General features: G+C 36.7%; 41 protein-coding genes. 5 read left to right on the top strand and 36 right to left on the bottom strand.

Going from position 1 to position 26,294, the window contains the following annotated elements; genetic code table 11:
* The 17 genes from MHH87_RS05870 to MHH87_RS05790 form a co-directional block, all read right to left on the bottom strand.
* A complete protein-coding gene (locus MHH87_RS05870) occupies positions 1-1,770 on the bottom strand; it encodes a terminase large subunit (RefSeq protein WP_340748395.1) in 1,770 nt (589 codons plus the stop codon).
* Complete coding sequence (locus MHH87_RS05865) at positions 1,745-2,080, bottom strand: P27 family phage terminase small subunit (protein ID WP_340748394.1); 336 nt, start codon at positions 2,078-2,080, stop codon at positions 1,745-1,747. The genes MHH87_RS05870 and MHH87_RS05865 overlap by 26 nt, the downstream gene beginning before the upstream one ends.
* A 159-nt stretch (positions 2,081-2,239) precedes the next feature.
* Positions 2,240-2,566: an HNH endonuclease gene (locus MHH87_RS05860; protein ID WP_340750896.1), complete on the bottom strand. Its 327-nt coding sequence runs from the start codon at positions 2,564-2,566 to the stop codon at positions 2,240-2,242.
* A 308-nt stretch (positions 2,567-2,874) separates the two neighbouring features.
* A complete protein-coding gene (locus tag MHH87_RS05855) occupies positions 2,875-3,060 on the bottom strand; it encodes a hypothetical protein (protein ID WP_340748393.1) in 186 nt (61 codons plus the stop codon).
* A 139-nt stretch (positions 3,061-3,199) separates the two neighbouring features.
* Positions 3,200-3,784 carry a hypothetical protein gene (locus MHH87_RS05850; protein WP_340748392.1) on the bottom strand — a complete coding sequence of 195 codons (585 nt, stop codon included), beginning with the start codon at positions 3,782-3,784 and terminating at the stop codon, positions 3,200-3,202.
* Between the two features lie 421 nt (positions 3,785-4,205).
* A complete protein-coding gene (locus MHH87_RS05845; RefSeq protein ID WP_340748391.1) occupies positions 4,206-4,748 on the bottom strand; it encodes a tyrosine-type recombinase/integrase in 543 nt (180 codons plus the stop codon).
* Positions 4,745-5,200, bottom strand: coding sequence for an ArpU family phage packaging/lysis transcriptional regulator (locus MHH87_RS05840; RefSeq protein WP_340748390.1), 456 nt, complete (start codon positions 5,198-5,200; stop codon positions 4,745-4,747). The genes MHH87_RS05845 and MHH87_RS05840 overlap by 4 nt, the downstream gene beginning before the upstream one ends.
* A 28-nt stretch (positions 5,201-5,228) precedes the next feature.
* Complete coding sequence (locus MHH87_RS05835) at positions 5,229-5,501, bottom strand: hypothetical protein (RefSeq protein WP_340748389.1); 273 nt, start codon at positions 5,499-5,501, stop codon at positions 5,229-5,231.
* Positions 5,502-5,517: 16 nt separating this feature from the next.
* Positions 5,518-5,706 carry a hypothetical protein gene (locus MHH87_RS05830; RefSeq protein ID WP_340748388.1) on the bottom strand — a complete coding sequence of 63 codons (189 nt, stop codon included), beginning with the start codon at positions 5,704-5,706 and terminating at the stop codon, positions 5,518-5,520.
* A 182-nt stretch (positions 5,707-5,888) separates the two neighbouring features.
* A complete protein-coding gene (locus MHH87_RS05825; protein ID WP_340748387.1) occupies positions 5,889-6,608 on the bottom strand; it encodes a hypothetical protein in 720 nt (239 codons plus the stop codon).
* 206 nt (positions 6,609-6,814) lie between these two features.
* The gene (locus MHH87_RS05820) at positions 6,815-7,012 is read right to left on the bottom strand and encodes an XtrA/YqaO family protein (protein WP_340748386.1); all 198 of its coding nucleotides are present in this window, start codon (positions 7,010-7,012) and stop codon (positions 6,815-6,817) included.
* A gap of 92 nt (positions 7,013-7,104) precedes the next feature.
* Positions 7,105-7,374, bottom strand: coding sequence for a hypothetical protein (locus MHH87_RS05815; protein WP_340748385.1), 270 nt, complete (start codon positions 7,372-7,374; stop codon positions 7,105-7,107).
* Complete coding sequence (locus MHH87_RS05810; protein WP_340748384.1) at positions 7,358-7,765, bottom strand: hypothetical protein; 408 nt, start codon at positions 7,763-7,765, stop codon at positions 7,358-7,360. The genes MHH87_RS05815 and MHH87_RS05810 overlap by 17 nt, the downstream gene beginning before the upstream one ends.
* Before the next feature lie 42 nt (positions 7,766-7,807).
* A complete protein-coding gene (locus tag MHH87_RS05805) occupies positions 7,808-8,257 on the bottom strand; it encodes an IDEAL domain-containing protein (RefSeq protein WP_340748383.1) in 450 nt (149 codons plus the stop codon).
* Positions 8,258-8,307: 50 nt separating this feature from the next.
* On the bottom strand, positions 8,308-8,706 hold the full coding sequence (locus tag MHH87_RS05800; RefSeq protein ID WP_340748382.1) for a hypothetical protein: 399 nt from the start codon (positions 8,704-8,706) through the stop codon (positions 8,308-8,310).
* A 205-nt stretch (positions 8,707-8,911) separates the two neighbouring features.
* Positions 8,912-9,277: a hypothetical protein gene (locus tag MHH87_RS05795; RefSeq protein WP_340748381.1), complete on the bottom strand. Its 366-nt coding sequence runs from the start codon at positions 9,275-9,277 to the stop codon at positions 8,912-8,914.
* A gap of 178 nt (positions 9,278-9,455) precedes the next feature.
* On the bottom strand, positions 9,456-9,758 hold the full coding sequence (locus tag MHH87_RS05790; protein WP_340748380.1) for a hypothetical protein: 303 nt from the start codon (positions 9,756-9,758) through the stop codon (positions 9,456-9,458).
* Between the two features lie 221 nt (positions 9,759-9,979).
* Here MHH87_RS05790 and MHH87_RS05785 point away from each other — a divergent pair, with 221 nt between their 5' ends.
* Complete coding sequence (locus tag MHH87_RS05785) at positions 9,980-10,246, top strand: hydrolase (RefSeq protein ID WP_340748379.1); 267 nt, start codon at positions 9,980-9,982, stop codon at positions 10,244-10,246.
* Between the two features lie 142 nt (positions 10,247-10,388).
* Here the strand turns inward: MHH87_RS05785 and MHH87_RS05780 are convergent, their stop codons facing one another.
* From MHH87_RS05780 to MHH87_RS05730, 12 genes are all read right to left on the bottom strand, one after another.
* Entirely contained in the window at positions 10,389-10,598 is a 210-nt protein-coding gene (locus tag MHH87_RS05780) for a hypothetical protein (protein ID WP_340748378.1), read from the bottom strand.
* 35 nt (positions 10,599-10,633) lie between these two features.
* A complete protein-coding gene (locus MHH87_RS05775) occupies positions 10,634-10,816 on the bottom strand; it encodes a hypothetical protein (RefSeq protein WP_340748377.1) in 183 nt (60 codons plus the stop codon).
* Between the two features lie 64 nt (positions 10,817-10,880).
* Positions 10,881-11,093 (bottom strand): hypothetical protein, encoded by a 213-nt coding sequence (locus tag MHH87_RS05770; protein ID WP_340748376.1) that lies wholly within the window; start codon positions 11,091-11,093, stop codon positions 10,881-10,883.
* 10 nt (positions 11,094-11,103) lie between these two features.
* Positions 11,104-11,298 carry a hypothetical protein gene (locus MHH87_RS05765; RefSeq protein ID WP_340748375.1) on the bottom strand — a complete coding sequence of 65 codons (195 nt, stop codon included), beginning with the start codon at positions 11,296-11,298 and terminating at the stop codon, positions 11,104-11,106.
* 76 nt (positions 11,299-11,374) lie between these two features.
* A complete protein-coding gene (locus tag MHH87_RS05760) occupies positions 11,375-11,509 on the bottom strand; it encodes a BH0509 family protein (RefSeq protein ID WP_340748374.1) in 135 nt (44 codons plus the stop codon).
* Between the two features lie 2 nt (positions 11,510-11,511).
* Positions 11,512-12,483 (bottom strand): DnaD domain-containing protein, encoded by a 972-nt coding sequence (locus MHH87_RS05755; RefSeq protein WP_340748373.1) that lies wholly within the window; start codon positions 12,481-12,483, stop codon positions 11,512-11,514.
* A gap of 15 nt (positions 12,484-12,498) precedes the next feature.
* A complete protein-coding gene (locus MHH87_RS18865) occupies positions 12,499-12,654 on the bottom strand; it encodes a DUF6906 family protein (RefSeq protein ID WP_445683081.1) in 156 nt (51 codons plus the stop codon).
* Positions 12,651-13,304 (bottom strand): ORF6N domain-containing protein, encoded by a 654-nt coding sequence (locus MHH87_RS05750; protein ID WP_340748372.1) that lies wholly within the window; start codon positions 13,302-13,304, stop codon positions 12,651-12,653. The genes MHH87_RS18865 and MHH87_RS05750 overlap by 4 nt, the downstream gene beginning before the upstream one ends.
* Positions 13,305-13,357: 53 nt before the next feature.
* Positions 13,358-13,552, bottom strand: a complete 195-nt coding sequence (locus tag MHH87_RS05745; RefSeq protein ID WP_340748371.1) for a hypothetical protein — start codon at positions 13,550-13,552, stop codon at positions 13,358-13,360.
* Between the two features lie 157 nt (positions 13,553-13,709).
* On the bottom strand, positions 13,710-13,982 hold the full coding sequence (locus MHH87_RS05740) for a helix-turn-helix domain-containing protein (protein ID WP_445683080.1): 273 nt from the start codon (positions 13,980-13,982) through the stop codon (positions 13,710-13,712).
* A 160-nt stretch (positions 13,983-14,142) separates the two neighbouring features.
* Positions 14,143-14,421 carry a group-specific protein gene (locus MHH87_RS05735; protein WP_340748370.1) on the bottom strand — a complete coding sequence of 93 codons (279 nt, stop codon included), beginning with the start codon at positions 14,419-14,421 and terminating at the stop codon, positions 14,143-14,145.
* Positions 14,422-14,567: 146 nt separating this feature from the next.
* Positions 14,568-14,756: a helix-turn-helix domain-containing protein gene (locus tag MHH87_RS05730; protein ID WP_340750892.1), complete on the bottom strand. Its 189-nt coding sequence runs from the start codon at positions 14,754-14,756 to the stop codon at positions 14,568-14,570.
* Positions 14,757-14,944: 188 nt separating this feature from the next.
* On the opposite strand from MHH87_RS05730, the gene MHH87_RS05725 reads away from it, so the two are divergent.
* Together MHH87_RS05725 and MHH87_RS05720 are read left to right on the top strand one after the other, a co-directional pair.
* On the top strand, positions 14,945-15,307 hold the full coding sequence (locus MHH87_RS05725) for a helix-turn-helix domain-containing protein (protein ID WP_340748369.1): 363 nt from the start codon (positions 14,945-14,947) through the stop codon (positions 15,305-15,307).
* A 203-nt stretch (positions 15,308-15,510) separates the two neighbouring features.
* On the top strand, positions 15,511-17,433 hold the full coding sequence (locus tag MHH87_RS05720) for an ATP-binding protein (RefSeq protein WP_340748368.1): 1,923 nt from the start codon (positions 15,511-15,513) through the stop codon (positions 17,431-17,433).
* Positions 17,434-17,457: 24 nt separating this feature from the next.
* Here MHH87_RS05720 and MHH87_RS05715 read toward each other — a convergent pair whose 3' ends face one another.
* Positions 17,458-18,693, bottom strand: a complete 1,236-nt coding sequence (locus MHH87_RS05715; RefSeq protein ID WP_340748367.1) for a DNA cytosine methyltransferase — start codon at positions 18,691-18,693, stop codon at positions 17,458-17,460.
* 175 nt (positions 18,694-18,868) lie between these two features.
* Between MHH87_RS05715 and MHH87_RS05710 the strand changes: the two genes are divergently transcribed.
* Both MHH87_RS05710 and MHH87_RS05705 read left to right on the top strand, forming a co-directional pair.
* A complete protein-coding gene (locus MHH87_RS05710) occupies positions 18,869-19,345 on the top strand; it encodes an ImmA/IrrE family metallo-endopeptidase (RefSeq protein WP_340748366.1) in 477 nt (158 codons plus the stop codon).
* 58 nt (positions 19,346-19,403) lie between these two features.
* On the top strand, positions 19,404-20,537 hold the full coding sequence (locus MHH87_RS05705; RefSeq protein WP_340748365.1) for a tyrosine-type recombinase/integrase: 1,134 nt from the start codon (positions 19,404-19,406) through the stop codon (positions 20,535-20,537).
* Positions 20,538-20,631: 94 nt separating this feature from the next.
* On the opposite strand, the gene glnA is transcribed toward MHH87_RS05705, so the two are convergent.
* The 6 genes from glnA to MHH87_RS05675 all read right to left on the bottom strand — a co-directional run bounded on the left by glnA (position 20,632) and on the right by MHH87_RS05675 (position 26,158).
* On the bottom strand, positions 20,632-21,978 hold the full coding sequence (gene glnA, locus MHH87_RS05700) for a type I glutamate--ammonia ligase (protein WP_340748364.1): 1,347 nt from the start codon (positions 21,976-21,978) through the stop codon (positions 20,632-20,634).
* 24 nt (positions 21,979-22,002) lie between these two features.
* Positions 22,003-22,413, bottom strand: coding sequence for a MerR family transcriptional regulator (locus MHH87_RS05695; protein WP_340748363.1), 411 nt, complete (start codon positions 22,411-22,413; stop codon positions 22,003-22,005).
* Between the two features lie 195 nt (positions 22,414-22,608).
* On the bottom strand, positions 22,609-23,232 hold the full coding sequence (gene kynB, locus MHH87_RS05690; protein ID WP_340748362.1) for an arylformamidase: 624 nt from the start codon (positions 23,230-23,232) through the stop codon (positions 22,609-22,611).
* Between the two features lie 17 nt (positions 23,233-23,249).
* Complete coding sequence (gene kynA, locus MHH87_RS05685; RefSeq protein WP_340748361.1) at positions 23,250-24,107, bottom strand: tryptophan 2,3-dioxygenase; 858 nt, start codon at positions 24,105-24,107, stop codon at positions 23,250-23,252.
* 18 nt (positions 24,108-24,125) lie between these two features.
* Positions 24,126-25,394 (bottom strand): kynureninase, encoded by a 1,269-nt coding sequence (gene kynU, locus MHH87_RS05680; protein ID WP_340748360.1) that lies wholly within the window; start codon positions 25,392-25,394, stop codon positions 24,126-24,128.
* A gap of 185 nt (positions 25,395-25,579) precedes the next feature.
* The gene (locus MHH87_RS05675; RefSeq protein WP_340748359.1) at positions 25,580-26,158 is read right to left on the bottom strand and encodes an ECF transporter S component; all 579 of its coding nucleotides are present in this window, start codon (positions 26,156-26,158) and stop codon (positions 25,580-25,582) included.
* Positions 26,159-26,294 lie beyond the last annotated feature (136 nt).

The following is a 26,294-nucleotide window of genomic DNA, read 5'->3' as shown; positions in this document are numbered from 1 at the left end:
TTAAGTCACTGAAATAAACCCTGCATTGCCAGTCGGTTTCACTTCACTTAGTAGGACCATCACTTCTGTATGTGAATTGACCATCGATGCAAATCCATCTATTTTACGATACCTACTCTGTTTTGAAGCCATCCAGTTCTTTTTAGGGTCTTCTTTAATACGTACATTGTTTATATACCAGCGGAGCAAACGGTTATTATTGAAAATCACATTGCCATCTAAAAACATTTCCTTTAGATCCTTAATTGCCGGACTCAACGTGATTGGACCTTGAATCGTTACCTGCATTTCAAAACCGTATGCTTCAAGTGCCTTCACTAAGCGGAACGCATTTGCTCGGTCATATGTGATTTTTAAAATATTGTACATCTCGCTTTGCTCAACAAACCACTCATAAACGAGCTGATAATCAATATAATCACCTTCACAAATTGTTAATTCTCCTGCTTTTTCAAGTTCACGATATGGGAGTTTTTCAGCATCCTCATTTACCTTTTTCTCTGTCACCCACGAATGGGACAAAACAAAAACCTCTCTAGTATCATAGAGAGGAAATTCTAAATTGGCGCTTGTGAAATCTTCTGTCGATGATAAGTCGAAACCACCGACACATTCCATTCCAATCAAGCTATCCATATCTATTGTTTTATTGTTTTTCTTCAACGTCTGATAAGTAATAAATGATTGGCCGTTTGCTTTTGCAAAAATATTAAACTGCTTGGTAACCCAATCGGCGAACTCTGCAGGAGTGTCTTTGTCTGAATTGAAATCTTCAACAAGCTGTGGGAGATCAAGCGAAACACCGATATTTGGATTTGCTTTAATCCACATTTCCGGATTATTGATTTCGTCTTCGTGATCTAACTCGAATAACAGATAAAATTTACGATCCTGCGTGTTCGTTCCTTGTAAAACGTCTGTGCCAATTTCGTAATATTCAACTAGTGGACCGTCAAGCTCATATCCTGCCGTTGTAATATAGAGAACCATTGGCTGCTTTCGTGCAGACCAAGAACGCTTAATAACGTTAATTAATTTAAAGTCTTTAAACTCGTGAATCTCGTCAAAGATACCCAGGTGTGTATTGAGTCCGTCTAATTTTTTTGAATCAGATGCACGAGATTCGATTTTACTTTTGCTTTGGTCATGGAAAATGCCTTTTTGATTTTCTCTTAATTTTTTTCTTAATGATGGAGAGGATTGAATCATTGCTCTCGCTTCATCAAATAACTCTCCTGCTTGCTGCTTCGTGTTGGCCAAAATATAAACGCGTGCTCCTGGCTCATTGTCTTTACAAACTGCATAATCGGACAACGCCGAAATCTTTGTTGTTTTACCATTCTTACGAGCGACAAAAACGACTCCTTCACGAAATCGGCGGTAATACGTGTCACGGTGAACCCAACCATATAGAGAACCTATTTCAAAATGTTGCCACGGCTGCAACACCAATTTGTTGTAATCGCCTTTTGATGGCTTACAAAACTTTTCGGTAAAGCGAATCGGACGGTGACCCATCTCTTCATCAAAAATATAGGGGAATTCATCTGTGCCTTGACGGTCAAGATCGTTCATATGTCGGGTACAAGCAAGCTTTACTTTCTCACCAGCAATGATGTCACCTGCTAAAACACGTTCAGCATACCAAGTTGTTAATAGATTAGGAGAAGCATCTAACAAGATATGTCCCTTTTCAATTTGTTCAGCTTTCCAAGCATCGTACCATTTCTTAATTTCGATAGAACTAGAAGTTATCGAAATCTTCGTCATCGTCATCACCTTCTAGTTGCTTTCGTTGCGCTGGAGTGAGACCGAGTGATTTTAGTAAGTTGTTCAATACAAGAACCGTTTTTGTTAACTCAATGGCCATTGGATTTTTAATGACGTTTGTTGCACCCGCTTTATTTGTGTACTCCATCATTAGATCATTACTATCAACCTCTTTTTTCAGTCGACGATAAAATCTATGTGTCTCCACGTAAAGCTGAATTATCTCATCATCAGATTTTTGATAATTTTCGCCCAAATATTTGCGAATTTTGGCTGCTGTTGGAATCGCCACTTTTTCGCCTCCTTTCATGGAGTTTTTGCTGACCCCCCTTTACCTAAAAAACACCTCGCGCACTCAGCGATTGAGGCATCCGGTGTAGGGTATATATTATTTTAAAAAAACTTTAAGGGGGGGCTATAATAGAATAATATATTTTTAGTATAAACTTTAATTAACTAAAGTGTAGAATTAGATTATTTCAGGGTTAGCTTGTATCGTAACGACCTTTAGCTTGTTAGATGTATAACCCTGCTGACCGTGCTGCTTGTTGTGGCATTGATTGCAGAGACTGATTAAGTTATTTAACGTTAGTGCTAGCTTGATGTCATCCTTTACCTCAACGATATGATGAACCATGTCGGCATTGGTGATGCGCTTATGCTTCAAGCACTCTTGGCATAGGTAGCTATCTCGAAGCAATGCAAGCTCGCGAGCACGTTTCCAAGCGGTAGAATGATAGAAGCGGTCACGGTCCTTGTTGCGCGAGTACTTGTCATAGGGCTTGTTGTTAACCATCAATAGCAGCTGCCTTCAATTCATTCATGTGCTTCTTGATTTCTTCACGCAAAGAGATCTGCATTGATACCAATGTCTGATACTCATCTGTCCCTGCTTTCCACTTTAATTGTCGGTCAATCTCTCGCACCTTCTTCAGTAACTGGCGAACGTGTTCATCTGTATAGAAGCAGACGTAATCGCGCTGACAATTTGGGCAAGTGAAGTAGGTCTTCTCAACACCACCTGGTAGTTTGTCCTTATTGAAGTGTGCAACGTGCCACTTGTGACCGCATGATTTGTTGCACTTAGCGTAAATAGTCCCTATGTTATTCACCTTCTTCAATCTGGACTAACGCTAGATCAATGCTAACGATAGTTGACTTGATTTCTTTCCTTTGCTGATGAGCAGTAGCGATATCTTCTTGTAATATATTTATTCGCTCCTCAATGTGCTTAAAATGCTTTTCCATTTCGCGTTTATTTTCCAGTAGAATTTCTTTTGCTGTCGCCATTCCATTCATTCCTTTCAAGGTTTATAAAATAAAAACCATGCACCATCTTGTGAGTTGAGGAGGAAGCAACTCGATGATTCATGGTTTTTATTCCATAAGAAAAGCCATACTCCTATTGAATATGACCTTTGTTTTACTATTATTTAAATAATGCTACAAAACCTACCACTAGCGTTAGAATAGCTATTACTACTGTTACCTTATCTTTTTCTGAAACTTCATTTCTAATAATGCTTATAAAACCTACTACCATATCTATTACCTCAATTAAAATTGAAAGAACAACAAAATATAAACACAAGCCTATAAAAATTATACTATTTTCAATTAATCCTTTTATATATTCTAAAAAGAAGGAAGGCTGTATGAATAGAGATAAAATAATGGCCAACCTACATACCATAAAAAATGTACTTAATCTAAAGTTAGTTTTATCTTCCTTAATTCTGCTTAGTGATATACCAATAGCAATTACAAACATACCCACAGTTAAAAAGATTAATATCGTACCACTGCTAGATTTTATCCATTCCTCTATTACATTAAAGTTGCCTTTTAAAAAAATGCTCAGTATACAAGTAATAATAATACTTGATCCCAATAATATAAATTTATTACCCACTCTTTTATTAAGCTTTTCTCGGTTTATCATTTCTAATTCTTTTGTTACTGTTCTACTTAGTTGATCTTCGCAATTATTTTCTATCCCGAATTCCTCCTTCAATTATTAAATCCAAAATATCTAACCTTTATGTATAAATAAACTTTAAGTCAACCAAACAATTTTCTCTAATAATACCAATATATCATGATTATTTCCAAAACGTGTCCCGAAATCCTCCTCTTTTCCTCCCGATTTCCTCCTTAAATCATCCCCATTTCCTCCTAACTTAATTTGAATCAATCTTTCAGCATAGAAATCACGTAAATATAACGCCTATTTATCGCCTGTTTACATGCTTTGAACAGGTCATTACTCCTATAATGTCACATTCACCAAGTTGCCAAATACCACACCGTATATAAGCTTCTAGCCACCTCTAAAACCGAATGTGACTTTGTCTAAAAAAGACCCTTTAAAATTTACATAATTAAAAGCATGATAAGAATATGCGCAAACAAAAAACCTCCAATAGTTTGGAGGTTTACCAGTCAACTTTCGATTGTAAGGCATTTAATTCGTCTTGAATAATACCAATATAAATGAGAGTGTCAGATGGATTGTTATGATTTAGTGTTTCTTGCAACATCGCAATGTTTTTAAATTTCTTGTAGTGATGGTAGCCATATGTTTTGCGCAGCGTATGCGTACCCACTCGCTCAAGATCAAAATACTCTGCAGCTTCACGTAATATTTCATAAGCTCGCTTTCGTGTAATTGGTTGGTTCTTTCCTTTACGGGACTTGAATAGAAATTCGTCTTTTGATTTACCGTCAACATATTTTCGAACAGCTTTTTTCAGTTCTGGTGGCATCCTGACCTCACGATACTTGTCTGTCTTCTTTTCGTAAACGATAATATCCCACCCAAGCACATCCTTTACTCTCAATGGCAGTATATCCGAAATACGGAATCCGCATTGAGTGCCCACCAAGAACATGATGAAGTCGCGTTCGTTCTTTTCCTGGAAAAAGCGCTTAAATTTGCTCAGCAATTCTTTATCGCGTATTGGCTGCACTCTTGTCATACTGCTACACCTCGATTATCCTTGTCCTGAAAATAGACTTCGATTTTCAAAGCGAATGCCATACGAAGCATTGCCTGCCATTTCAGTTTATAGTATTTATTTTTGCCAACTGCCAGATCCGTCCAAATATCAATATCAAATTTAATGTCTTCTGCAAGAAAGCGGTCCACGATAATCAGGCGTTCTTCCTCTTTCAATGTTTGCAGTGCATCAATAATCTTATTCATAAACTTGGTACGTGCCAGTTCATATTCTGCACGTTCAATTGCCACATTTTCCGTTTTACTATTAAACGTGTTCGTATTACTTGGAGGAATAATAGAATACGACGGCGTAATTGTTGGCATCTCACTAGATGGTAGCGTCATTAAATATTCACGGTATTTATCCAATACTTTTTCCAAAGCCAATTTAGTCTTCTTCTCGTCAATTCGAGGGATATGTTTTTTCAATGAACTCACCTTCCAGTTTATTTAATTTTTAATGAATAATTTTTCGAACCCTGTATCTAGGTCTTCTATCCAGTACCTGGTCCCTGATAAAAATCCTTTGTAAATTTAATTTGTGCTGCTGGATGTTTTGTTCAAGTTGTTCCTCCCGCTTTAATGAAGCCTGGTATTTTTCTAGAAACGGCCTAAAATGCTCCACGAAGCTTTTTAGATAATTTTTTAGTTTCTCTATGACCGTAAAAAGCCCTTCAATAAATTTTGTGATGAATTCATTTTTTGTAGTACTAATATCGAATGTTTGCATGTTTATACACCCTTTCTTATTTCCTTCGAATTGCTCCGCCAACGCGCTTGAACGTGTCTCGTCGAATACCCATCAAATCCTCAACATCACGTCTACTAAGTTTTTCTTTTTGCTTTGAAGGTTGACGTCTTTTTGTCGCCGTCTTTTTGTTCGTTTTACTTTTGCCCAAGCCGTTTCGAGCTAACTCTGATTGCAATGTCCGCATGCCCCTCTCCCCTTTATTCCGAATTGGAATTTCACTTTGTGTATGTTTGCGTTAAGATAAATAAAAAAGAGGACAACAAGAGACGGCAGCAAATGCTGCTATCAATTGTTGTCCTCCAGATGGCTGGTAGAACTATTATTTAGCTATTGATTTTCCAATTGTTTTAAATTAACAATTGGAATTTATTGTAATTCTGTTAGAATTTTTATAATGTTTGGTATTTGAGACTTCAACTCATCTTTAACATAATCTCCCCCCGTTGAACAAAGGAAATCTTTAATTCTCTTAAATTGTTTTTTAACCAGACTTTCTTCTTTATTATCATTTTCTATTGAATTCTCTAAATCACTTACTATTACTTGAAATTCAATTTCTTTCTCATTATTAACAAATTTTATTTCTTTTAACTTCACAAGAAGATTATCTATATCTATTTTATTAGTAACAGCTACACTAACTTTAGTATCATTATTAACACTGTTTTCATTATTAATACTATTGCCATTTTGAATTATGATCGAATTATCATTAACAGTATTTTCAATAAAACTAATTGCACGGATATATTTATTCATGATACCGAATACAGGACTATCCAAAACATCCACTTCTAGATAGAGTTTCAATTTAATTTTTGAATAACTATTATATTCTTTTAAGTATTGTTCATAAAGTTGATCTAATTTATAAAATTCCATAATCATACAAATTTTAACATGCATTGATTCAATATATGATACTAAGTATTCTTCCAACTCAATTTGTTCTGAAGAGTACTCTCCCTCGTCATGTCCTCGGTATCCCCTATATATATCTTCTAATTCTCCAATTACTTTATACATTTTTCTTGAATCTTCATAGATGTCGTTTATAAGAGCTGGTATATTTAATATTGTATACATTTTAACCCTCCTAAAATATTTTTTGTTCTTCATTTAAGGCTCTACATCAAAATCTGTACTTGACAGCACATTCCACTCCAGGCGGACGCTTTCCGTTCCATGTGCTAATAAAGTAGTACACTTTCTTTTTAAGTAAAGCACATGTTTTGGTAACGAACCTCATTTAATTTTAGTAAATACACGGGAAAATAATTATAATTTGTATTTCAAAACTCCTCACCCTCATCCCACTTAACACGTTTTACCTGGCCTTGGTGAGTAATGATCTTTGTTTCGGCATGTTTAGGAAGCTCCGCTACTTTTGCTTTCCCTTTTGAAACGACTATCACACAATTCTCAGGTAACTCCATTATATCAACATTCAAACTGCCATCAACAGAAATTTCCAATTCTCGCATTCTCATACAGTTCCCCCCTTTGTGTTATAATGAGTCAATTGGTGCAAGGGAAAACGTTTGAAAATATGTAGAAGCTACGGTTGCCGCCGTAGCTTTTTTCATGCGATCCACTGCAATTCTTTTTCTTCGCATATGATTTGTTCGCCAGCAATTAAAACAGTGTAATTTGTTGTGCCAGAGTAATTTTGTGTAATTGTCTGAATTTCTCCTACTCTATTAATCAAGTGAGAGCAATAATATTTACGGTAATTGTGCAATTCGCTATCAGCTGCTTCTTCCAGTAGAATAAGCTTAACTTTATCGTGTTCTTGAAAAATCACTTCTGGTGCTGCATCGAATATTGTTAGTTGCTCAAGCATCTGCTTCAATTACCTTCCACATGCTTCGATTAATTCCGTGTCGGACTTTCCATTTATCAATTGCTGATTTTGGCATACCTACAATTTCAGCTACTTCTTTATCGGAAAAACCGCGCTGTTTTAATTTAAGATAAACGTTTACTGACAACTCTCTTTCTTTTCCAATAGATGCGTACATTTTATATTCTTCCTGATCTTTAAATGGATGATCGTCCACATGAACAAGGACTTTTTGTTCTAACAATTTTCCGCATCGTTTAATTTCTTGTAAAACCATTTTGCGTTTTGCCTTGTCCTTTTCACGCTTTAACGAAGCCTGCAGCTCATCTAACTTTTGTAAAATAGCAAGCCGTTTAGTTTTTAATTCCTTTCGTGCCTGGCGCACTTCTATTGCTTTCATTAAAATTCTCCTTCCTTTATTTTGGTTCAAATGTTCTTGATTCTATAAAGATACCTCCTGTAATTTATTTGATAGTTCAACAAACAAGGCTTCTCTCCTGTTATCAAGCGCTACATCAATCGCATCCATTAACTGTTGTTTTTCAAGTTCTGCTACAATTGCTACTGCTTCATCGGTCGAAGTTTCGATGACTTCTGTTTGTGGAAGCATATCGAGTATCGGTTTTAGATGTTTATCCAAGTCTGAGATGATCGCCATTTGATACAACGACAAACGAATAAAGCGATTGCCACACTGAAACACGAATACTTCCGAAAGATTTTCGATTTGCATCGTTTTTAAATCAATACTCATTTCCTTTCCTTCAATTGCTATGAAATGAAATTCTTGTTCATCCTTCGCGATTGTAAGCTGTTCATTAGAGAACGTTAAACGTAATTTGTCACCTGTGTGCTTTATATGGAACGGCCTCAAATATTGAATCTTTATCATCTAAACATCTCCCTTTCTCTACAACGCATTTTGTGCAAAATGTGCAGTAACTAGATTAAGCTGCCATCAACCAATACAAGCCCATTTTCAATCAACTCAAATTGCTCTACTACTTCACCAACAGTTTTACTTTTCATTTCACAAGCAAGCATGAATTTTAATAATGCCTCCGATTTAGAAATTTCTTTCGGATAACTCTCGATTGCCTCAATCGATTCTTCGTCATCACCGCACACAGTTTCAATATACGTTTCAATAGCTCTTTGCCAAGCTTCCTTACCTGATAATTTCAAAGGATTATTTTCCGGGCTGTAATCTTTACGAACTGCTATTAACCCGTAATACTCCGACTTGTTAAATTCAAAATACATAACTGGAGAACCAGCCTTGATATAATCATCTTTTAGAAAAAAGCTTTTTACATTAAAATCTACTTCTCGTTGTTCCATATCCTTCACCCTTTCAACTGGTTGTTAATTTGCTGATTATGATCTTTTAACCAAGCTGCATTTTCCTTCATTTCGTAGTTGCGCACTATTATGCGCTCACGTTCTTTCTTTGCGCATTCAATGTGGTGGATGTCGTAACGTTCTGTAATATTCCAACTGGAACACTCATAAACAGGTTCTTTACAAAAACAACAGTCTGCTATTTTCATAATGTTAAGCTATGAAAACCTTCAAACGTTCCCATGTGTTCAGCTTCGTGAAATTGATTTGAGTCTAAGCAAAGTCTATCTGCATAAATCTCTCCTTCTTCATCAACCCAAGGCTTAGAATATACATCAAGACTTTTTTTACCCATGTAAATTGTTTGTAATGTTGCTGTATCAGTTTGTTCCACGGTGCCCCATTCAGTTGCGTTTTCCCATTCTAAACTGACATCTATTTCAACTGCAGCATTTAATCTGACACGCGTTGATAATTCCTCACATGTTTCCTCGGTGCAGTACAAAATTTCCTCTTTACAGTGATGAACAGTGTCACAAGCATCGCAAACATAAACGTATAATAACCCCATCTGCATTCCCCTTTCTTACTGCACAAAATTTATCGAAACCCACTTTATTTATCTTTGTAATAACATTCAAAGCATACCGCTGTTACAGATTCCTCTTTTGATTCACCTATTTCTTTTTCACATCGTGTACAAACGATTGTGTAAGTCATATTCATTCTCCTTCCTACACAATTTATTTCTAACGTGCTCCATTTCCATCCAATTCTTTTTGCCAAATAGCAATGTGGTCTAGTGTTTGTTGCCAACCATCTAAACATTGCTGTAAATAAGTTACTTCTTTTTGGTAAAGTACATAGTCGTTTGTATTAGGTGAAGTTGTAGCAAGTTTTTTCTTCATTTCCTCTAGCTCATAGCGAACACGATGATATTTACGATCAGTCTCAGCATGAGCTAATTGCAAAATAACCTGCCGTTCAATAATGACTTCTTTGCTTATTTGAAAAGCTTCCGCCCATCGCTTATAAAATCGATTATTTGGCATAAACTATTCCTGCTACTTTCCTCAACATTTTTGTCGAGGTGTGCATTATACGAATGTCTCTTCTTTTTTCTATCAACTAGAAAATTTTCAAATTAAAAATTTAAATTTAAGACCTCAAATATAGAATTTGATTATAGTTGGAGCAAATGTACAATCTCTTTTCCTTCCGAAAACATAAGTTATTAATGTTAGACAATAAATTCGGAAAGGAGGTCCTTGACATGAGTAATACGAGTAATACGAAAAATACATGTAGTAGATGTGACAATCGTTGTAACGGCTGTATATGTGACCAATTAAGACGCTTAAAAAGAGGTACTGAGGTAGATGTTTTCTTATCAGGTGGTCAGATCTTAGAAGATGTCATTTTCATCAGGTTTGATCGGAATAATTGCTGTGCATTCTTTAAAGATAACGAAACAGAACCAGGTTCTACACTCATCGTAGATTGCCAAAAAGTCGATGCTATTCGCATAGAAGCAGACTAGGTTACCAGAGGCCCCTTTCATTATGGAAGTGGCCTTTCTTAAGTTTTCAGCATGCTATTTTAAAAATTTATTAGTATTTATTACTACTACTTTAAGATTTTTTACCCTTTATTTAATTCAAGATGTGCATTAAATTAGTTGATTATTTTTTTCGACGAAAGGATATGTGTCCTGCTGTATTTACTTCCAGGTATCCCAGTTCAACTAGCTCATTAATTGCTTTTCGAGCGTTTATATACCCAGTTCTAAACTTTCTTTGAACTTGATTAGGACTGAAGCAATCACCTATCTTAGGTGCGATATGCTCCATAAATTCAATAACTTCTCCTATTTTCAAAGTTGTTTTCTCCACATAAATCCTCCTTCACTTTTTGTACAAATTGCACATTACTTAGAAAATGGATATTCGTTCTTTTTTAATCTTCCTATCATCAAAAATAATAGCTGTGCTAATTCTTCTCTTTCAGAATCAGATAGCTTATCGACCGTTGGGAATACCCCAAAATCAATTCGTTGGTCAGAATATTTATTTGTTGTGTGTATTCTAATTAAATCCGTTTCATTTCCCATTTCCTTCACCCTTTCTATGACCATCTCGTCCTGTTGCACGTAATGGTTACTACGCATTTTTGTTCTAAAGCTCGCATACTTCAACCCGCGCTTTAACTGTTTGATTCAAAACCTGTCCAATTTCAATAAGCTCGTACTTAACCGGGCATCTATGGCAATCTTCTGAATAGCCATCTACTAAGCGATACGGACAACCTACGCAACGATGATTGTGCAGTAGTTTCTGTCGGTCAAGCGCTTCCTGACGATCGTAAAATAACTCATTCACAATGCCCATTTGCTCAACCTCAATTCACGATAATGTCTTCTGCACGTTTCAATTTGTGTGAAGCCGGTGCAATCGGAATGCCATGTTTGTTATACATAGCTATTCCAACTGTCCATCCTGCAGCTAAATACTTATTAACCTGTAACTCAACTAGCGGACCCACTACTACAACTGGATCTTGTCCAGGCGTTTTAAAAACTGTTGCTGTAGACATTCACATACCCCCTAATTCTTTTTAAAAAAGTGATTATTTAACATCAAAAGAGTAAAAAAAATTAGCACTTCTAAGCTTACAAACTAGCATTCATGTTTTTGTTATAGATTCGTTCTAGTTCTGCATCTGGCATGTTTTGTAAGCATTCCTCAGTAAAGTTGGTCATCATGGAGCAAATGAATACGAGCTCGTCACGTTCTTCCTGCGTCACAGCTACTCCTCCCTTCGAAGCTTGTCTAAGATTTTTTGCCGCTCTGCTTCAAAATCTACATCCGCTATTTGTGTCGTTGCTGGAACATCTGGTTTGTTATTCCGGCCCTCAAACCAATCAGGAATATTTTCTTGACGACCTGTTTTTTTATATCCCTGTTGCTTAGGCTTTTGATTTTTTTGAGCCTCATACCGCAAGCGATCAGCCTCTACATCAGCTAGCGTTTTGAGTTGCTTGTTATACCAATCTTTCAAAATTGTTTCCACGTAATTCCATCGAAGCGCATTATTTTCAACTGCTAGCTTCATAGCGTGGATTACAAGCTCATCTGATAGGTCATCCATCCAGAAGCCAATTTTTTGATTAACGTGTGAAGATAATACGCCGAATCCATTTTCCTGGTAGAACGAGTAAGCCGTTTCGATTTTTGGGATTTGCTGTGCTACAGGCGAAGCCTTTTTACCATCTTCATCATCATTTTTTATATCTGTTGTAGTCTCTGTAGTATTCTCTGTGTATTCTCTGGTTATTGGTGTAGTCAAATTGGCGAAATCGTTTACGTCATTTTGACTATTTGCATCACGACAATTTGACGAAATGGAAGATGTCATTTTGTCCATATGCATCTCGTCATTTTGGCGAAATGCTTCATTACAACGTTTGTCGAGGTTTTCATAGTCAATTCGGTACCATTTTGTTCTATCCATTTTCATACGATTAAAGTTGCCGACAACTAACAATTGTTCGTCTTCTAAATTTTTAATCACACGATCCAGAGTCCGCTTTGACCAGAAAGGAAATTCTACATGCCATTCTTCTAGCGTCTTGTATGTCCACTTATACCCATCACGATGGTTTGTTGATATCCTTAGCCAGTAGTGTACTTGCTGTAATAACAACGCATTATTTAGCCCGATTTTGACAGCCAGTGACGGTAACACCTGAAGCGGTGGCTCATTAATTAGTAAATTCATGTTAGCTCCCCCCTATTATGGTGACGGTATAGTACGTGTACGGCCTAATTCACGATGCATAATCAACCATTCGTCAGATTTCTTTTTGCTGATAAACCAGTTGCTTGGATTTAGCCGGAATGATTTTATGTAGTTCCTCTCGTTGACTGACGGCTTACGACCTTGTTTCATACTGGGACACCCCCTTCCCATGCATAAACAAATTTCAATGCATCCTGCAATTCATGCTGCTTTACATCACGGTAAGAGCCCACATGATAGCGTTCTTTAATGGCCGTATATAATGCTCGGAATAATACTGGACGATCTCCTGACTGCTTGGACAATTGATACACACGTTCACCAATGGCACGTTGTAATCGACGCTGTTCCCCAGAATGGAGCGTAACATCTTTTAGACGCTGCTCAATTTCTTGGACACGACTCTCTAAAGCTATGAATCTCTTTTCGTCATAAGGCAAAGCCGCTTGGTTCGGTGCAGTCTGCAACTCTCTTGTAATTGCATAGTACTGACTAACAAGCAGATTATAAGCTTGCCACGCCTGTTTAGAATTAAGCGATTTGGCTAGCATAAATGCGCCTTCTTCCGTCCATAAATACAAGTTTGATGCGAATTTAAGGGTGGCGTCATTTTGTCGCTCACCCTTAAATTGCTTGAGTGTTTCGCCAGTGAGTGCAAAATAATGTTTGCCTTGTTCAAAGTGAGCAATGTTACGTTGGAAATTGCGAGTAACTGATTTTGTATCCGCATCAAATGCTTGAGCGATTTGAGCTGTTGTTAAAACACGTTTACCTTCACGTTCAATAACTTCCAAATTCATGCCTATTCCCCTTTCTTACAGGGTGACGTCAATCCGTCGCCACCCTTTATGAATTACTGGTGGCTTTCTTCAAGCATTGCCAATGTATCTTTAATGCCGCTAACGCGTGCCATTTGAACACTGTATAACGCTTTTGATTTAGCGTATTCATAGTCATTCTCAGCATTTGCAACATCCAGTGCAAGATCTGCAAGCAGCTCCTTTTCATCTTTTAAAAACTGCTGCATTTTTTGAATAACTGTTTCCATTCAAAATTCCTCCCCTTGATATGTTTTTTAAAATCATTCATAATAGAAGGACATAATATTAACTGAGGGACTCGCCAAAGTTTCAGTTACCTGCAAGCGCATCTTGTGCTTGCTTTTTTTATGCCCATTTCCATACATAAACCACCTTTCTAAAAATTCAGATAAACCAGATTGCAATGCCTCCAATAATGGGTAGGAGCTGCTGGATAATCGTGATACCATCCATTCCATATAAGAATGCTACAATCACTTCTGGACAGTTTGTTATCTGACCCCACTGCATCAGCGTATAAGCATCCGGTACTTTTTCATCGTTCTCAAATTTGCTAATGGAGGATTGTGAATAGTTCATATCAACCCCCATTTCAAACTGTGATAGACCTTTCTTTTGTCGACATGCCTTTAATAACGCGCCTAGTTTTACATTCACCAAATTCATCACCTTTCTTATTCCGAACTGGAATTTTAACTTGAAACACATAGTGGTAAAATTTTATTAATAGAAGAAACGAATACTCTCCTTGATACCTCGACAAAATCTTCGCTTCAACTATCAGCTAATGAGTGACTAAACTAGTCACTCCCCCACATTAATTCTTCGGCTGACGACTGGACCACTCATACAAAAACTCTTCAGCCAATCGCGCATTAATGAGCCACTTCCTACCGACTCTGAATTTAGGAAAGTCCGGATCATAAAAGAATGTTTCTTTTACTGTCGTTTCACTTAAACTCACCTGCCTGCAAAGCTCCTGCATATCCCAGAAGGTTGCTTTATGCACCAACCCGTCAACACGTTTGCGAATTTCTTCACGAAGTATTGCTTCTGCTGCAGCGTCATTAATTTGTATCTGTAACATGGATGTCATTGATATACCTCCTTTCAAGGTAGGCGACAAATTGTCGCAAGCCTATAAAACTCACTTAAAACCTCACTAATTGTCTCAGCAATCTGAGAGGGCTCTTTATTCAAATCCCCTGGTTTCCCTCTCACCTACCTTCTAAAATTTCTATTTTAGCAACTTTTTAAGCAAAAAAAATCCAAGATTTCACAATCGAGTATTCTTGCAAGTAACGGTAATTGATCTGCTTTAAATGAATATGTCCCGTTTTCATATTTCATGTATGTTGAAGCATTCTTCATCCCCATCAAAACAGCTACATCTTGCAACGTTTTATTAAGGATTTGTCTGCGTTGTTTCACGTATTCGAGGCTGAAGACTTTCACTTATTCCCTCCCCTTCCGATTTCTGTTTTAGCAACTCCTTGAATAGAATATATCATTGCTGTTTTAGAAACGCAAGATAAAAATTTCTATTTTAGAAATAATTTAATTTCCAAAATGGAAACATGGTATATTAAAAATAGAACTCACTGAAAGCGGTGAATAACATGGACATAGGAAAGAAAATAATCTCTTTACGAGAAAAAATAGGCTGGACTCAAAGAGAACTAGCAAATCGTTTAAACATAAATGTTAGTGTTATGAATCGAATCGAATCGAATGAAAGACCTGTTAAAGATAGCGAGTTGCTTAACTTAGCAAACGTATTAGATGTCAGCACAGACTACCTTCTTGGCCGCACAGACACCCCAGAACCTACATCAATGCCACAAGACGAAGAAGCAGCTTTCCAGGCATTCATCAACGATCCAGAGCTCGGCGTCTGGTACAAAGAGCTGCCACAATCCAGCGAAGAAGAATTACGTAAGTTACGTGCTATATGGGAAATGATTAAAAATGAAAAACGTTAACTACATAAATTAATATAAATCACAGGTTTTAAAGACATTTTGTATTATTTTATGTAGAGAGTTTTTTCAATTAAATAAGGACATGCTGCAATGGCATGTCCTTTTCTTACAAATTAAAAGTTTTGTATTTATTAAAGTAATCACATGTGCAACCTACAAATTAAAAAATTGATTATAAATATTATGGAATGGGTGATGTTATGTTGGAATTAAAAATGACGTTTGATTTAAAAACCATTGATCATCTAGGAGTGAAGCTATATAACACTTTTCCTCCAGTAATTGCTGAGTTAGTTTCAAACGCTTATGATGCAGAAGCAAATAAAGTTAGTATTTTAATTGATTATGAAAATAAATCTGCTACGGTTCAGGATGATGGTCATGGTATGACATTATCTGAAATAAACGATCAATTTCTAGTAATAGGAAGAAATAGACGATTATCTGATAGTAGTGGGATGTCTAAAAACAATTTAAGACAAGTAACGGGAAAAAAAGGACTTGGGAAACTAGCTGTCTTTGGTATTACAGAGGAAATTGTAATTCACTCAATATCCGATAATTTAAAAAATTCATTTTCTATGAATTATAATGATATCAAAAATGTTTCAAGTGCCACTTATCACCCAAAAATATTAAACAAAAATGTAGTAGAAAATACCGCAAAAGGCACTATTATCGAGTTAAATAATATACGCCAAAAAACTATTACAGATATTAACACTCTCGCCGAAGGGCTTTCATCAAGATTTCAAATATTTGATAGTAGCTTTGTTGTGGAAATTATTAATATGAATACTAATGAAAGTGTAACAGTTACTAATGAAACATATCATTCTAGAATCGATTTTGAATTCAGTTGGAACTTTCCAGATGACTTTAATCAAGAAATCGCTGCCAATACATACTTAGAATGGTTAGAAGCGAAAGGCGCTACAGGAAAGATATTGACAAAATCTACTCCACTGCAAGAATCACATAAAGGCATTATTATATATGCGCGTAAAAAGTTAGTTCAAGAAAAGACTTTTTTTAATGACAGATCTAATGATTTCTTTAATACATATGTAACAGGATATTTTACAGCTGACTTTATTGATGAAAGTAATGACGATGACATTGTTTCCACTGATCGCAAATCGATTTTATGGGATTCAAATGAAGAATTGAGATACTTAAAAAAAGCATTAGACGAAGTATTAAAAATCGCAGCTAAATCATGGAGAGTTCAGAGAGATACTAAAAGAAAAGCTGAAATTGAACAGTTTTTGCCAAATAATTTTTACGATGATATGTCCCCTTCAGATAAAATGATTTTAAAAAAGGTAGAGAAACAATTAGTAGCTAAACTTCCATCCCAAAATGATACTGTACAGGCTGCATCTCTATTAAATGCTTTTAAACAACAATTTAAATTTGAAAGTTTTAAAGAGTATGTACATGAGATGCATGAAACCGAATTGACAATTGAAAATATGGAAAAGCTAAGCAATGATTGGGAAAGTATCGAGATAAATGAAATGGCTAAGCTAGCTTTAGGGAGAGTAAAAACTATTCAAAGATTCGAAGACTTTATTAATGGTAATGCTTCTGAAACAAAAGTAATCCAACCATTCCTAGAAAAATTCCCATGGATATTAGAACCTCGAATGTCCGTTTTCGATAGAGAAGTAACATTTAAAAAAATACTTCATGAAAATTTCCCCGATGAAGAATTAGTAGAGTCAAACAGAAGAATTGATTTCTTATGCTCTAATGTTAATGGAGATGTAATTATTATTGAGTTAAAAAGACCAGGAATAAAACTTTCAATGAAAGAAATTCGACAGGCACGGAAATATGAGATTTTTTTACTTGATAAAAGAAAAGGACAAATTAACTCCGTGAAGACCTATTTAATTAGCGATCGATATGATATGGATGAAGAGGCTCTAGATATGTACGAATCACATACGGCATCTGGCAAACTTTTTATTAAAACATATACTGAACTCATAGACCAAGCAAAACAATATCATAAACATTTTATTGATATGCAGGAAGATATAAATTCAGTAAAAACTGAGATGATTTCAGCACAAGCTACAATCCATTCTGCTTTAAAAGAAGCAGCTCCTACCTCATAGTAACTTAGTACTTATTGAAAATAGTTACATCAAATTAACTTGATGTAACTCTTTTTTTAGTTTTTTTGCAATTTGCTTTGCCATTAATGGTGGGACCGCATTACCAATTTGTTTAAAGGCAGCCGTACGAGAATCTTCAAAATAAAAGTCATCTGGGAACGATTGAATTCGTGCTGCTTCTCTTACAGTTAAAGATCTATTTTGCTCGATATCAGGATGGATAAAATGATGCCCATCTTTCGAAATATGGGCAACTACTGTATGTGCTAGAAATTCATTTCTAACCATTTTATATCTATCTAAAAAAGAATCGCTATTTTTATGTGTTATTAGCCTGGAAGGTAATTCATTATATTTTAAAGATCTCTTTTCATTGTTCCAAGCATCTACAACAAGTCTGTAAATCTCCAAATCATTCTCATTATTTGGCCTTGAGATATGTTGAGTAAGTATGTTCCAATCATTTAATCTGATGCCTTCAATAGAAGTATTCTTTTTAAGAACATACTTCCCTTTCCCATTAACAGATTCTCCAGCATTCATTTTAGGTAGGTCTTTAAATAGTTCTTTAATTGTGGGTGATTCAATTTGTAAATCAAAATCAGGATATTCAAAATCTATATCTTTTTTCCAACCGATTATTATAACTCGCTCTCTTACTTGAGATACTCCGAAATCTTTTGCATTTAATATTTGATAATCCATTTTATATCCGGCATTACTTAAATTCCTACGAATATTTTTATACACTTTGCCCTCTTGTGCTGTAAGTATGCCTCTTACATTTTCGAAAACAAACATTTTTGGCTGATATTTCCTTAGGAATCGTATATAGTATCGGTAGAAATAATTTCTTGGGTCATTTTTCATCCTATCAGGGTCTCTTGATATACCTGCTGTAGAATACGCTTGACAAGGTGGTCCGCCGATTATTAGATCTACAGAGTCATTCTCTAAAACATCATCAATTTGTTTAAAAATATTAGGAATGGTTTTATTGCTAATTTCAGCCTCAATTACTTTATCTAATACCTCTTGAGGGACATTATTATATAATTCCTCTCTAGTGATATTTGCTAGTAGATAATTCTTATATATATCTAACAAATTATTTTCTTTTAAAAAATAGTATGCCTCACGTGTTTTCAAAGTGTTGCATGCACTTTTATCCATCTCTACATGGGCAAGAATATCATAACCTTCTTGTCTAAATCCCTCAGACAATCCGCCTGCACCTGCAAATAGATCTATTATCTTCAAAACGTTCAACTCCTTAAAAAAATTATACCAGGTTTGAAAACATAAACAAGAATATATTTCAACATCTTAAAAATCATTAAAATTCTGACTTCCACTTTAACATAGCTTGCTATACACTGATATAGAACAAGTGTTCTTATTTTCTATTATTGGAGATGGTTGGATGTTATGCTACTTGACTCACACAGAGGAATTTGTAAAAGAAATGTACCTGAAAATCGATATTCATAGCCCTCAGCAGCTTCGATTTTCAACTCTAGCCGAACGATTACATATCGATACATTTTATTGGCCAGAAACTAGCCAAGCCCTTTTTATGAACGATAAAGGATTTGTTTTCTTGAATGAACGCCTAACACCGCAACAACAATGGCAAGAATTTTGCCATGAGCTAGCTCACGTTCTATTACATACTGGTAACCAGCGTCGAATGCCCGAAAGTTTCCGGGTATATCAGGAAGCCAAAGCAAATACGTTTATGTATCACGCTGCAGTGCCTACATTTATGCTAGATCAGTTAAATCTATTTGATTTTGAAATAACAGGTGTCTATGAGGTTCAAAAGCGATTCAATGTAGAATACGATTTCGCCTTGAAACGACTGCTTCAATACATAAGTAACAAAAATAGTATGCTAAATCGGAATATCTGAAACGATTCCACAAACTTTGAAATACATATAAGCTAAATTTAAGTAAGGAGATGATTTTATGGCGTCATATCGAAAACGTGGAAAGTATTGGTCCTATAGAATACGTGTGAAGGGATTTAATGATGAATGGACGGAGTATTCGGAGAGTGGCTTCCATACAAAAATTGAAGCACGTGATGCAGCGATTAATAAAGAGGTTGAATTAAAAAGCATAGAGAAGTTTGCTGGGAATATGCGTTTTAAAGATTATGGCGCATTGTGGCTCGAAAATTATGTGAAGGACAAGTTAAAGCCAAATACGTATAAAACTTATCGTAATGCAATTGAAGATCATGCTGTGCCTGTTTTTGGTCATTTGAACTTAAAAGATATTCGCCCAATGACTTATCAAAAATTCATTGATGGCATTATCGAAAAAGGTTTAGCACGAACAACAGCCCGTCGTGTTCATAACGCAATTAATCAATGTATGAAACGCGCTGTTCTGAATGGCTATATCACTAAAAATCCATGCGAAAATGTTGTCATTAAGAAATTGTCCGTGAAAAAGTTGAAGTTTATTGAACCGGATTTAATTCCTCAAATACTAGCTTACATTTATCGGAGAAATTATACGTATGGTCTGTTTTTCGAAACACTATTTGAAAGTGGCATGCGAAAAGGAGAATGTGCTGCACTAAGATTAGATGATATTTTTTGGCGTGAAAACATTTTGCGTGTTGATCAAACACTTGAATTTCAACCTGAAAATGATGATGAACTACTAGGTGATACAAAAAGTTATGCTTCTACACGTGAGATTAAAATGCGTGAAAAATATATGCTAAAGCTAAAAACTTATATTAAATATCGTACTGAACAAAAAATGTTAGTTGGTGAACTTTATAATCATGAACTTAACCTTGTATTCGCTCGTGATGATGGCTCCCCTCTTCCCAAATCTACTTTATGGAATTCATTTAAATCAGCTATGGAACATATCAAACATGAATCGCTGCCAATTCACTCTACACGACATACACATGTTGCAATGTTAATTGAAGCAAATTGGGATATGAAATCTATCGCAGATCGTTTAGGTCATCATTCTCCTGTTACGACAATGAATACTTATGCACACATATCGAATAAAGTTGCAGAGAGGACCATTGATAGTTTTGATGATTATATGGACAAGTTAGGAGAGTTTTAAAAGTTTGTGGACATTATGTGGACAATCTAAAATACTCATGTGGACAGAAAAAAATGAAAAAGCGTCGGAGCCTAGTTGCCCCAACGCTTTTTCATTAATACATCTTCATATATTGCTCCCGTTCCCATGGGTGTACAGTGGTACGGAACATGTCGAACTCTACTTCTTTTGCTTCCTTGAAGTTGGCGTAAATGTGCTCACCTAATGCATCTACAATTACTTGATCTTTAGCTAGTGTAGCTAATGCTACATCTAATGAAGCTGGTAAATTATCAATCCCATGCTCAGCACGTTCTACCGCATTCATTACATAAATATTACGGTCAACTGCTGCTGGTGGGGTTAATGCGTTTTTCACCCCGTCTAAACCGGCTGCTAAAATAACTGCCATTGCCAAATACGGATTTGCAGCTGGGTCCACCGAACGTAACTCAATACGTGTTGACAGACCGCGTGAAGCAGGAATACGGATTAACGGTGAACGATTTTGTGCGGACCATGCAACGTAGCAAGGTGCTTCGTATCCAGGTACTAAACGTTTGTATGAGTTGACAATCGGATTTGTTATTGCTGTGAAACCTTGCACGTGTTTCAATACACCTGCCATAAAATGACGGGCTGTATCGGATAATTGCAAATCAGCACCTTCATCCCAAAATGCATTTTTTTCACCTTCAAATAAAGATAAGTTAAAATGCATGCCTGAACCGTTTACACCGAATAAAGGTTTTGGCATAAATGTTGCATGTAGACCATGTTTACGCGCAATTGTTTTAACGACAAGTTTGAATGTTTGAATATTGTCACACGCCTCAACTGCGTTTGCATATTTGAAATCAATTTCATGCTGACCTGGCGCTACCTCATGATGAGAAGCTTCCACTTCAAAGCCCATCTCTTCAAGCTCTAATACGATATCTCGGCGGCAGTTTTCACCAAGATCCGTTGGTGCTAAGTCAAAGTAACCACCATCATCATTTAATTCTAATGTTGGATTCCCTTTATCATCTAATTTAAATAAGAAGAATTCCGGCTCTGGTCCTAAGTTAAAGCTTGTAAAGCCTAGCTCTTCCATCTGTTTTAACATACGTTTTAAGTTGGAGCGTGGATCTCCTTCAAAAGGGGTACCATTTGGACGAGCGATGTCACAGATGAGGCGTGCTACTTTCCCCTTTTCAGCAGTCCAAGGGAAAATCATGAATGTATCTAAATCTGGGCGTAAATACATGTCAGATTCTTCAATACGAACGAAGCCCTCAATTGAGGAACCATCAAACATCATTTTATTATCCAATGCTTTATCTAGCTGGCTTAATGGAATTTCAACATTTTTTATTGTACCTAAAATATCCGTAAATTGAAGACGGATGAACTTTACATTTTTGTCCTTCACGATACGTTTAATATCGTCCTTCATGTACTTACTAGTTGAATTTACCATTCCATTCACTCTCCTACTATTTTATTAAACTTTGTCATTTTTAAATTGAAAGAAACGCGATAAGTCGCCTTGACGTAACGAAGATTTTTGCATACGTTGTGCCTGTTGCATCTCTTCACGCAAAATCACTCTCAGTTCAGCATCCGAAATTGATAATGTGTTAGAATTTCTTACATTACTTACATTACTTAGCTTTCTCATATCAAATACTTTTCTAATACCAGCCATATTAATCCCCTGATCAAGCAGCTCTCGTATTTCGAGTAGCGAATCTACATCGTCTAAAGAAAACATTCGCCGATTACCTTCAGACCTCGCAGGTTCAATTAGTCCATGCTCCTCGTAATAGCGAATTTGCCTTGCTGTTAAGTCGGTTAATTGCATGACCATGCTGATCGGGAGTAACGGCATTGCCCTTCGAAACTCTCGACTCATTATCTTCGCCTCCCTTTCTTAAGAATTACTTTACCATATGTTATGTCTAATATCAATTTTATGTTAGGAAATATAACATATCTTTTTTAGATCGTTTTTATCGCACGGCGGTATTAAATCAACCATACAAAAAGCCGCTTGAAAAGACTCGTCAGAATCCTTCCAAACAGCTATCAAAAAGTATGTTTCGGCCTTTTATTTACGACGGAGTACTGCCCTCACCGGTGCCCCGTCCCCTCCTTCTATTTTCAGCGGCAGCCCAATAAAATCATATAAACCTGATGATATATCTTGTAACATTAAGTTTTCAATAATGTGAACACCATTCTCATACAATGCATGATGCGCTTCCACTTCCTTATTATCCAGTGCATCAACAGATGGGCAATCTACCCCCACTAACACGACACCTCTTTTTTTCAGAAAAGGCCCTAGTTGCGGACTTAGTACAGTAATTTCATGTGGGAAATCATCCACGTTCACAACCTTTGTCATCTTGAGCAAAATGCGGTGCACACCAAAAAAATTAATCGATTGTAACCATTTTGGCGTAATTTCTTGTACATCGGTTGCGTCAATGACTAATGCTTCCCCGATAAAAACATTTATATCTAATTGTTCAATTGTCGGGCCATCATCATCAAAATGAAAAGGGGCATCCGCATGGGTCCCAGTATGCGTACTCGTCGTAAATTTCCCAATATTGACCGATCCCGTTTGCGCCTTCGTATAGGTTAATTCAAACGCAAATGGTGTATCTCCAGGCCAAGTACCCATCGCATTTCGAAATGGTTGTGTAATATCGATCCACTCACTCATCAACTCCCCACCTACTTTTACAGATTTGTTCGTAAGTCCCATAGTTCCGGAAAGAAACGATGGTCAAGTACTTGCTTTAAGTAATTAACACCAGATGAGCCACCCGTTCCGATTTTAAAGCCAATAATGCGTTCTACTGTTTTCATATGGCGAAAGCGCCACTGCTGTAGCCAGTCTTCTATGTCAACTAACTTTTCCCCTAACTGATACAAATCCCAGTAATGTTCCACATTTAAATATACCGTTTTCCACGCCTCCGCCACTGTGTCATCTCCGCCATACGTTACACTATAATCACGTGTTAACAAGTCCGGATTAATCGACAGACCCGCTTTCGCTAGCGCCGCAATGGTTACATCATATATGCTCGGTGCAGCATACGCTTCTTTTAAAATAGCTACTAATGCTGCATTTTTCTCGTAGATTTTTAAAATATGCGGAGTTTTATAGCCTAGCGCAAATTCAATGAGACGATATTGGTATGACTGAAAACCCGATGCTTTTCCTAAGTCATCGCGGAACTTCAAATATTCCGAAGGTGTCATCGTTGCCAGAACGTCCCATGCCTGAATAATTTGCGTTTGGATTTTCGACACGCGGGCAAGCATTTTAAAGGCCGGCTGCATTTCCCCTCGCTCAATCGTTGCAATTGCACCTTTCATTTCATGTAAAATCAGTTTCATCCATAGCTCACTCACTTGATGAATAATAATGAAAAGCATTTCGTCATGATGATCGGAAAGCCGATTTTGACTCGATAATATTTCATTAAGTGCCAAATATTCACCATACGTCCTATCGTTCTTAAAGTCGGTGTGAATCCCTTTTTCACGTTTCAACTTTTCCTCTAGCTCTGAAATCGATTTTTTTGACATGAAATCCCTCCCTTTGATTTAAGCGATAACACCTCGTTTATTTTCGAAATTTTTGTATGTTTCTTCTGCCATAATGTGTTTTAAAATTTGTATTGTTTCCCATACGTCCGTGTAGGAATTATAAAGCGCGACCGGTGCAAGTCGAATACCGTTCGGTGCACGAAAATCAGGAATAACGCCAGCCTCTTTCAATGCCTTGCAAATACGAGCAGCCTCATTATGCACTAAAAAAATATGTCCACCACGGGAATCATCTTGCGGATTGCCAAATAAAAATGCGAATTCATTAAGCTCAGCCTTTATCAGCTGCATGAAATAAGCAGTTAGTTGCAATGATTTTTTACGAATTGCTTCAATCCCTACTTCTGCAAACATTTCTAGCGAGCCATAAATCGGCGCTAAGCTCAGTACATGAGGTGTACCAACTTGATAGGCACCAGCTGTTTGGGCAGGTGTCATCTGTTCCTCTAAATCAAATTGCTTTGTTTTATCTGAGCCGAACCAACCAGCAAGTCCCGGAGTTCGACCAAAATGCTGCTCATGCACAAAAATCCCCGCTACAGAGCCTGGCCCACCATTTAAATGTTTGTAAGTACACCAAAACGCAAAATCCACTTCCCAGTCATGAAGAGCATGCGGCATCGAACCAATCGAGTGACATAAATCTAAACCAAGAATAATCCCTCGTTCCTTTGCCACCTGCGCTATTTTCTTCATATCTAAAACTTGACCACTACGATAAAGTACACTTGGTACAATGGCTACCGCTACGTCCCCCGTCATCGCCGCAATAATGTTCTCTTCCGAAAGAGTTTGACCATCCGTTGATTTCACAAGCTTCACATGCTCACTTGGATTTAGCCCATGCAGTTCGATCTGACTATGGATTGCATATAAATCCGTCGGGAAATTTAGTTCGTCCGCTAAAATTTTCGAACGCGTTGAGGTCGGTTTATAAAATGTAGCGAGCAGTTGATGCAAATTGCTCGTCGTTGAACCAGTCAAAATAACTTCATCCGATTTGGCCCCTATGAGTGGTGCACACATCCGACCTAGCTTTTCCGATAAATAAAACCACGGATGCGCTCCCGAAGTCCATCCATCAATGCCGTACTGCTTCCACGAATCTAGCAACGATAGCAACGCAGCCTCCGCTCGCTTCGACAATAAGCCTAAAGAATTTCCGTCCATATAATATATCCCTTCTCTTAGGTAAAATTCCCCTCTATATGAACGCAGTGGATCTCTTTCATCTAGTTGTAGTGCATATGCGCGCCGAATATCCATGGATTTCATCTCCTTTTTTTACATGGCCTTTATTTATCATTAAATGATTTAGTTCGCTGAAATATCATTAAAATGTAATTATGATACTGTATAACACTACAAAGATGATGATTCTTCCAAAAATATCCACTAAAAAAAGTGCCTCAAACGCATTTTTCAAATACGTTTGAGACACTCCTATTATTTTAAGACATATATTGTGCGCGTTGGTTTTCAATCCAAACTTTCATTGTACGGAATAGTAAAATCGCAATGACCATTAACATAATCCCTTTGATAAGGTTGAATGGTAAAATCCCTAACACGATCGTTTCATACATATCGAATGAACCCCAACCAAGGAAGTACGAGTACATCGGTAAAAAGGCAAAGTAGTTTAATACACTCATACCAACCGCCATCGATATTGTTCCCGCAACTAATCCTACTGTTAAGCCTGTTACCGTCGCGAATTTTTTATAAAGGAAGTATGCAGGTAAGATGAATAACACACCTGTCATAAAGTTTGCCATATGTCCTACTGGCACCCCTGTTGGTGTACCCGAGAAAATCCAATCTAAAACATTTTTCATTAACTCAACTAAAATACCGGCAACTGGACCCATTGTGATTGCCGCAATTAACGCTGGTACATCGCTGAAATCGATTTGTAGGAACACCGGAAACCATGGTAGCGGAAAGTTAAATAACATAAGTACAAACGACACGCTACTTAACATCGCAATTGTTACGAATGAACGTAACTTTAAATTTTGTTTTTGCATCGAAAAATCTCTCCTCTTTGCTGATTGCATCTCGCAAGAAGAAAGGACAGTACTAATCAAATTTTACGAAAAAAACCCTTACGCAAAAAAGCATAAGGGAGAAATAGGCACACTTAAATAGGGGTCTATTCGCAAT

The sequence above is a fragment of the Solibacillus sp. FSL H8-0538 genome (assembly GCF_038003525.1).
Classification (GTDB): domain Bacteria; phylum Bacillota; class Bacilli; order Bacillales_A; family Planococcaceae; genus JBBOPI01.
This window is presented reverse-complemented; position numbering and strand designations above follow the sequence as displayed.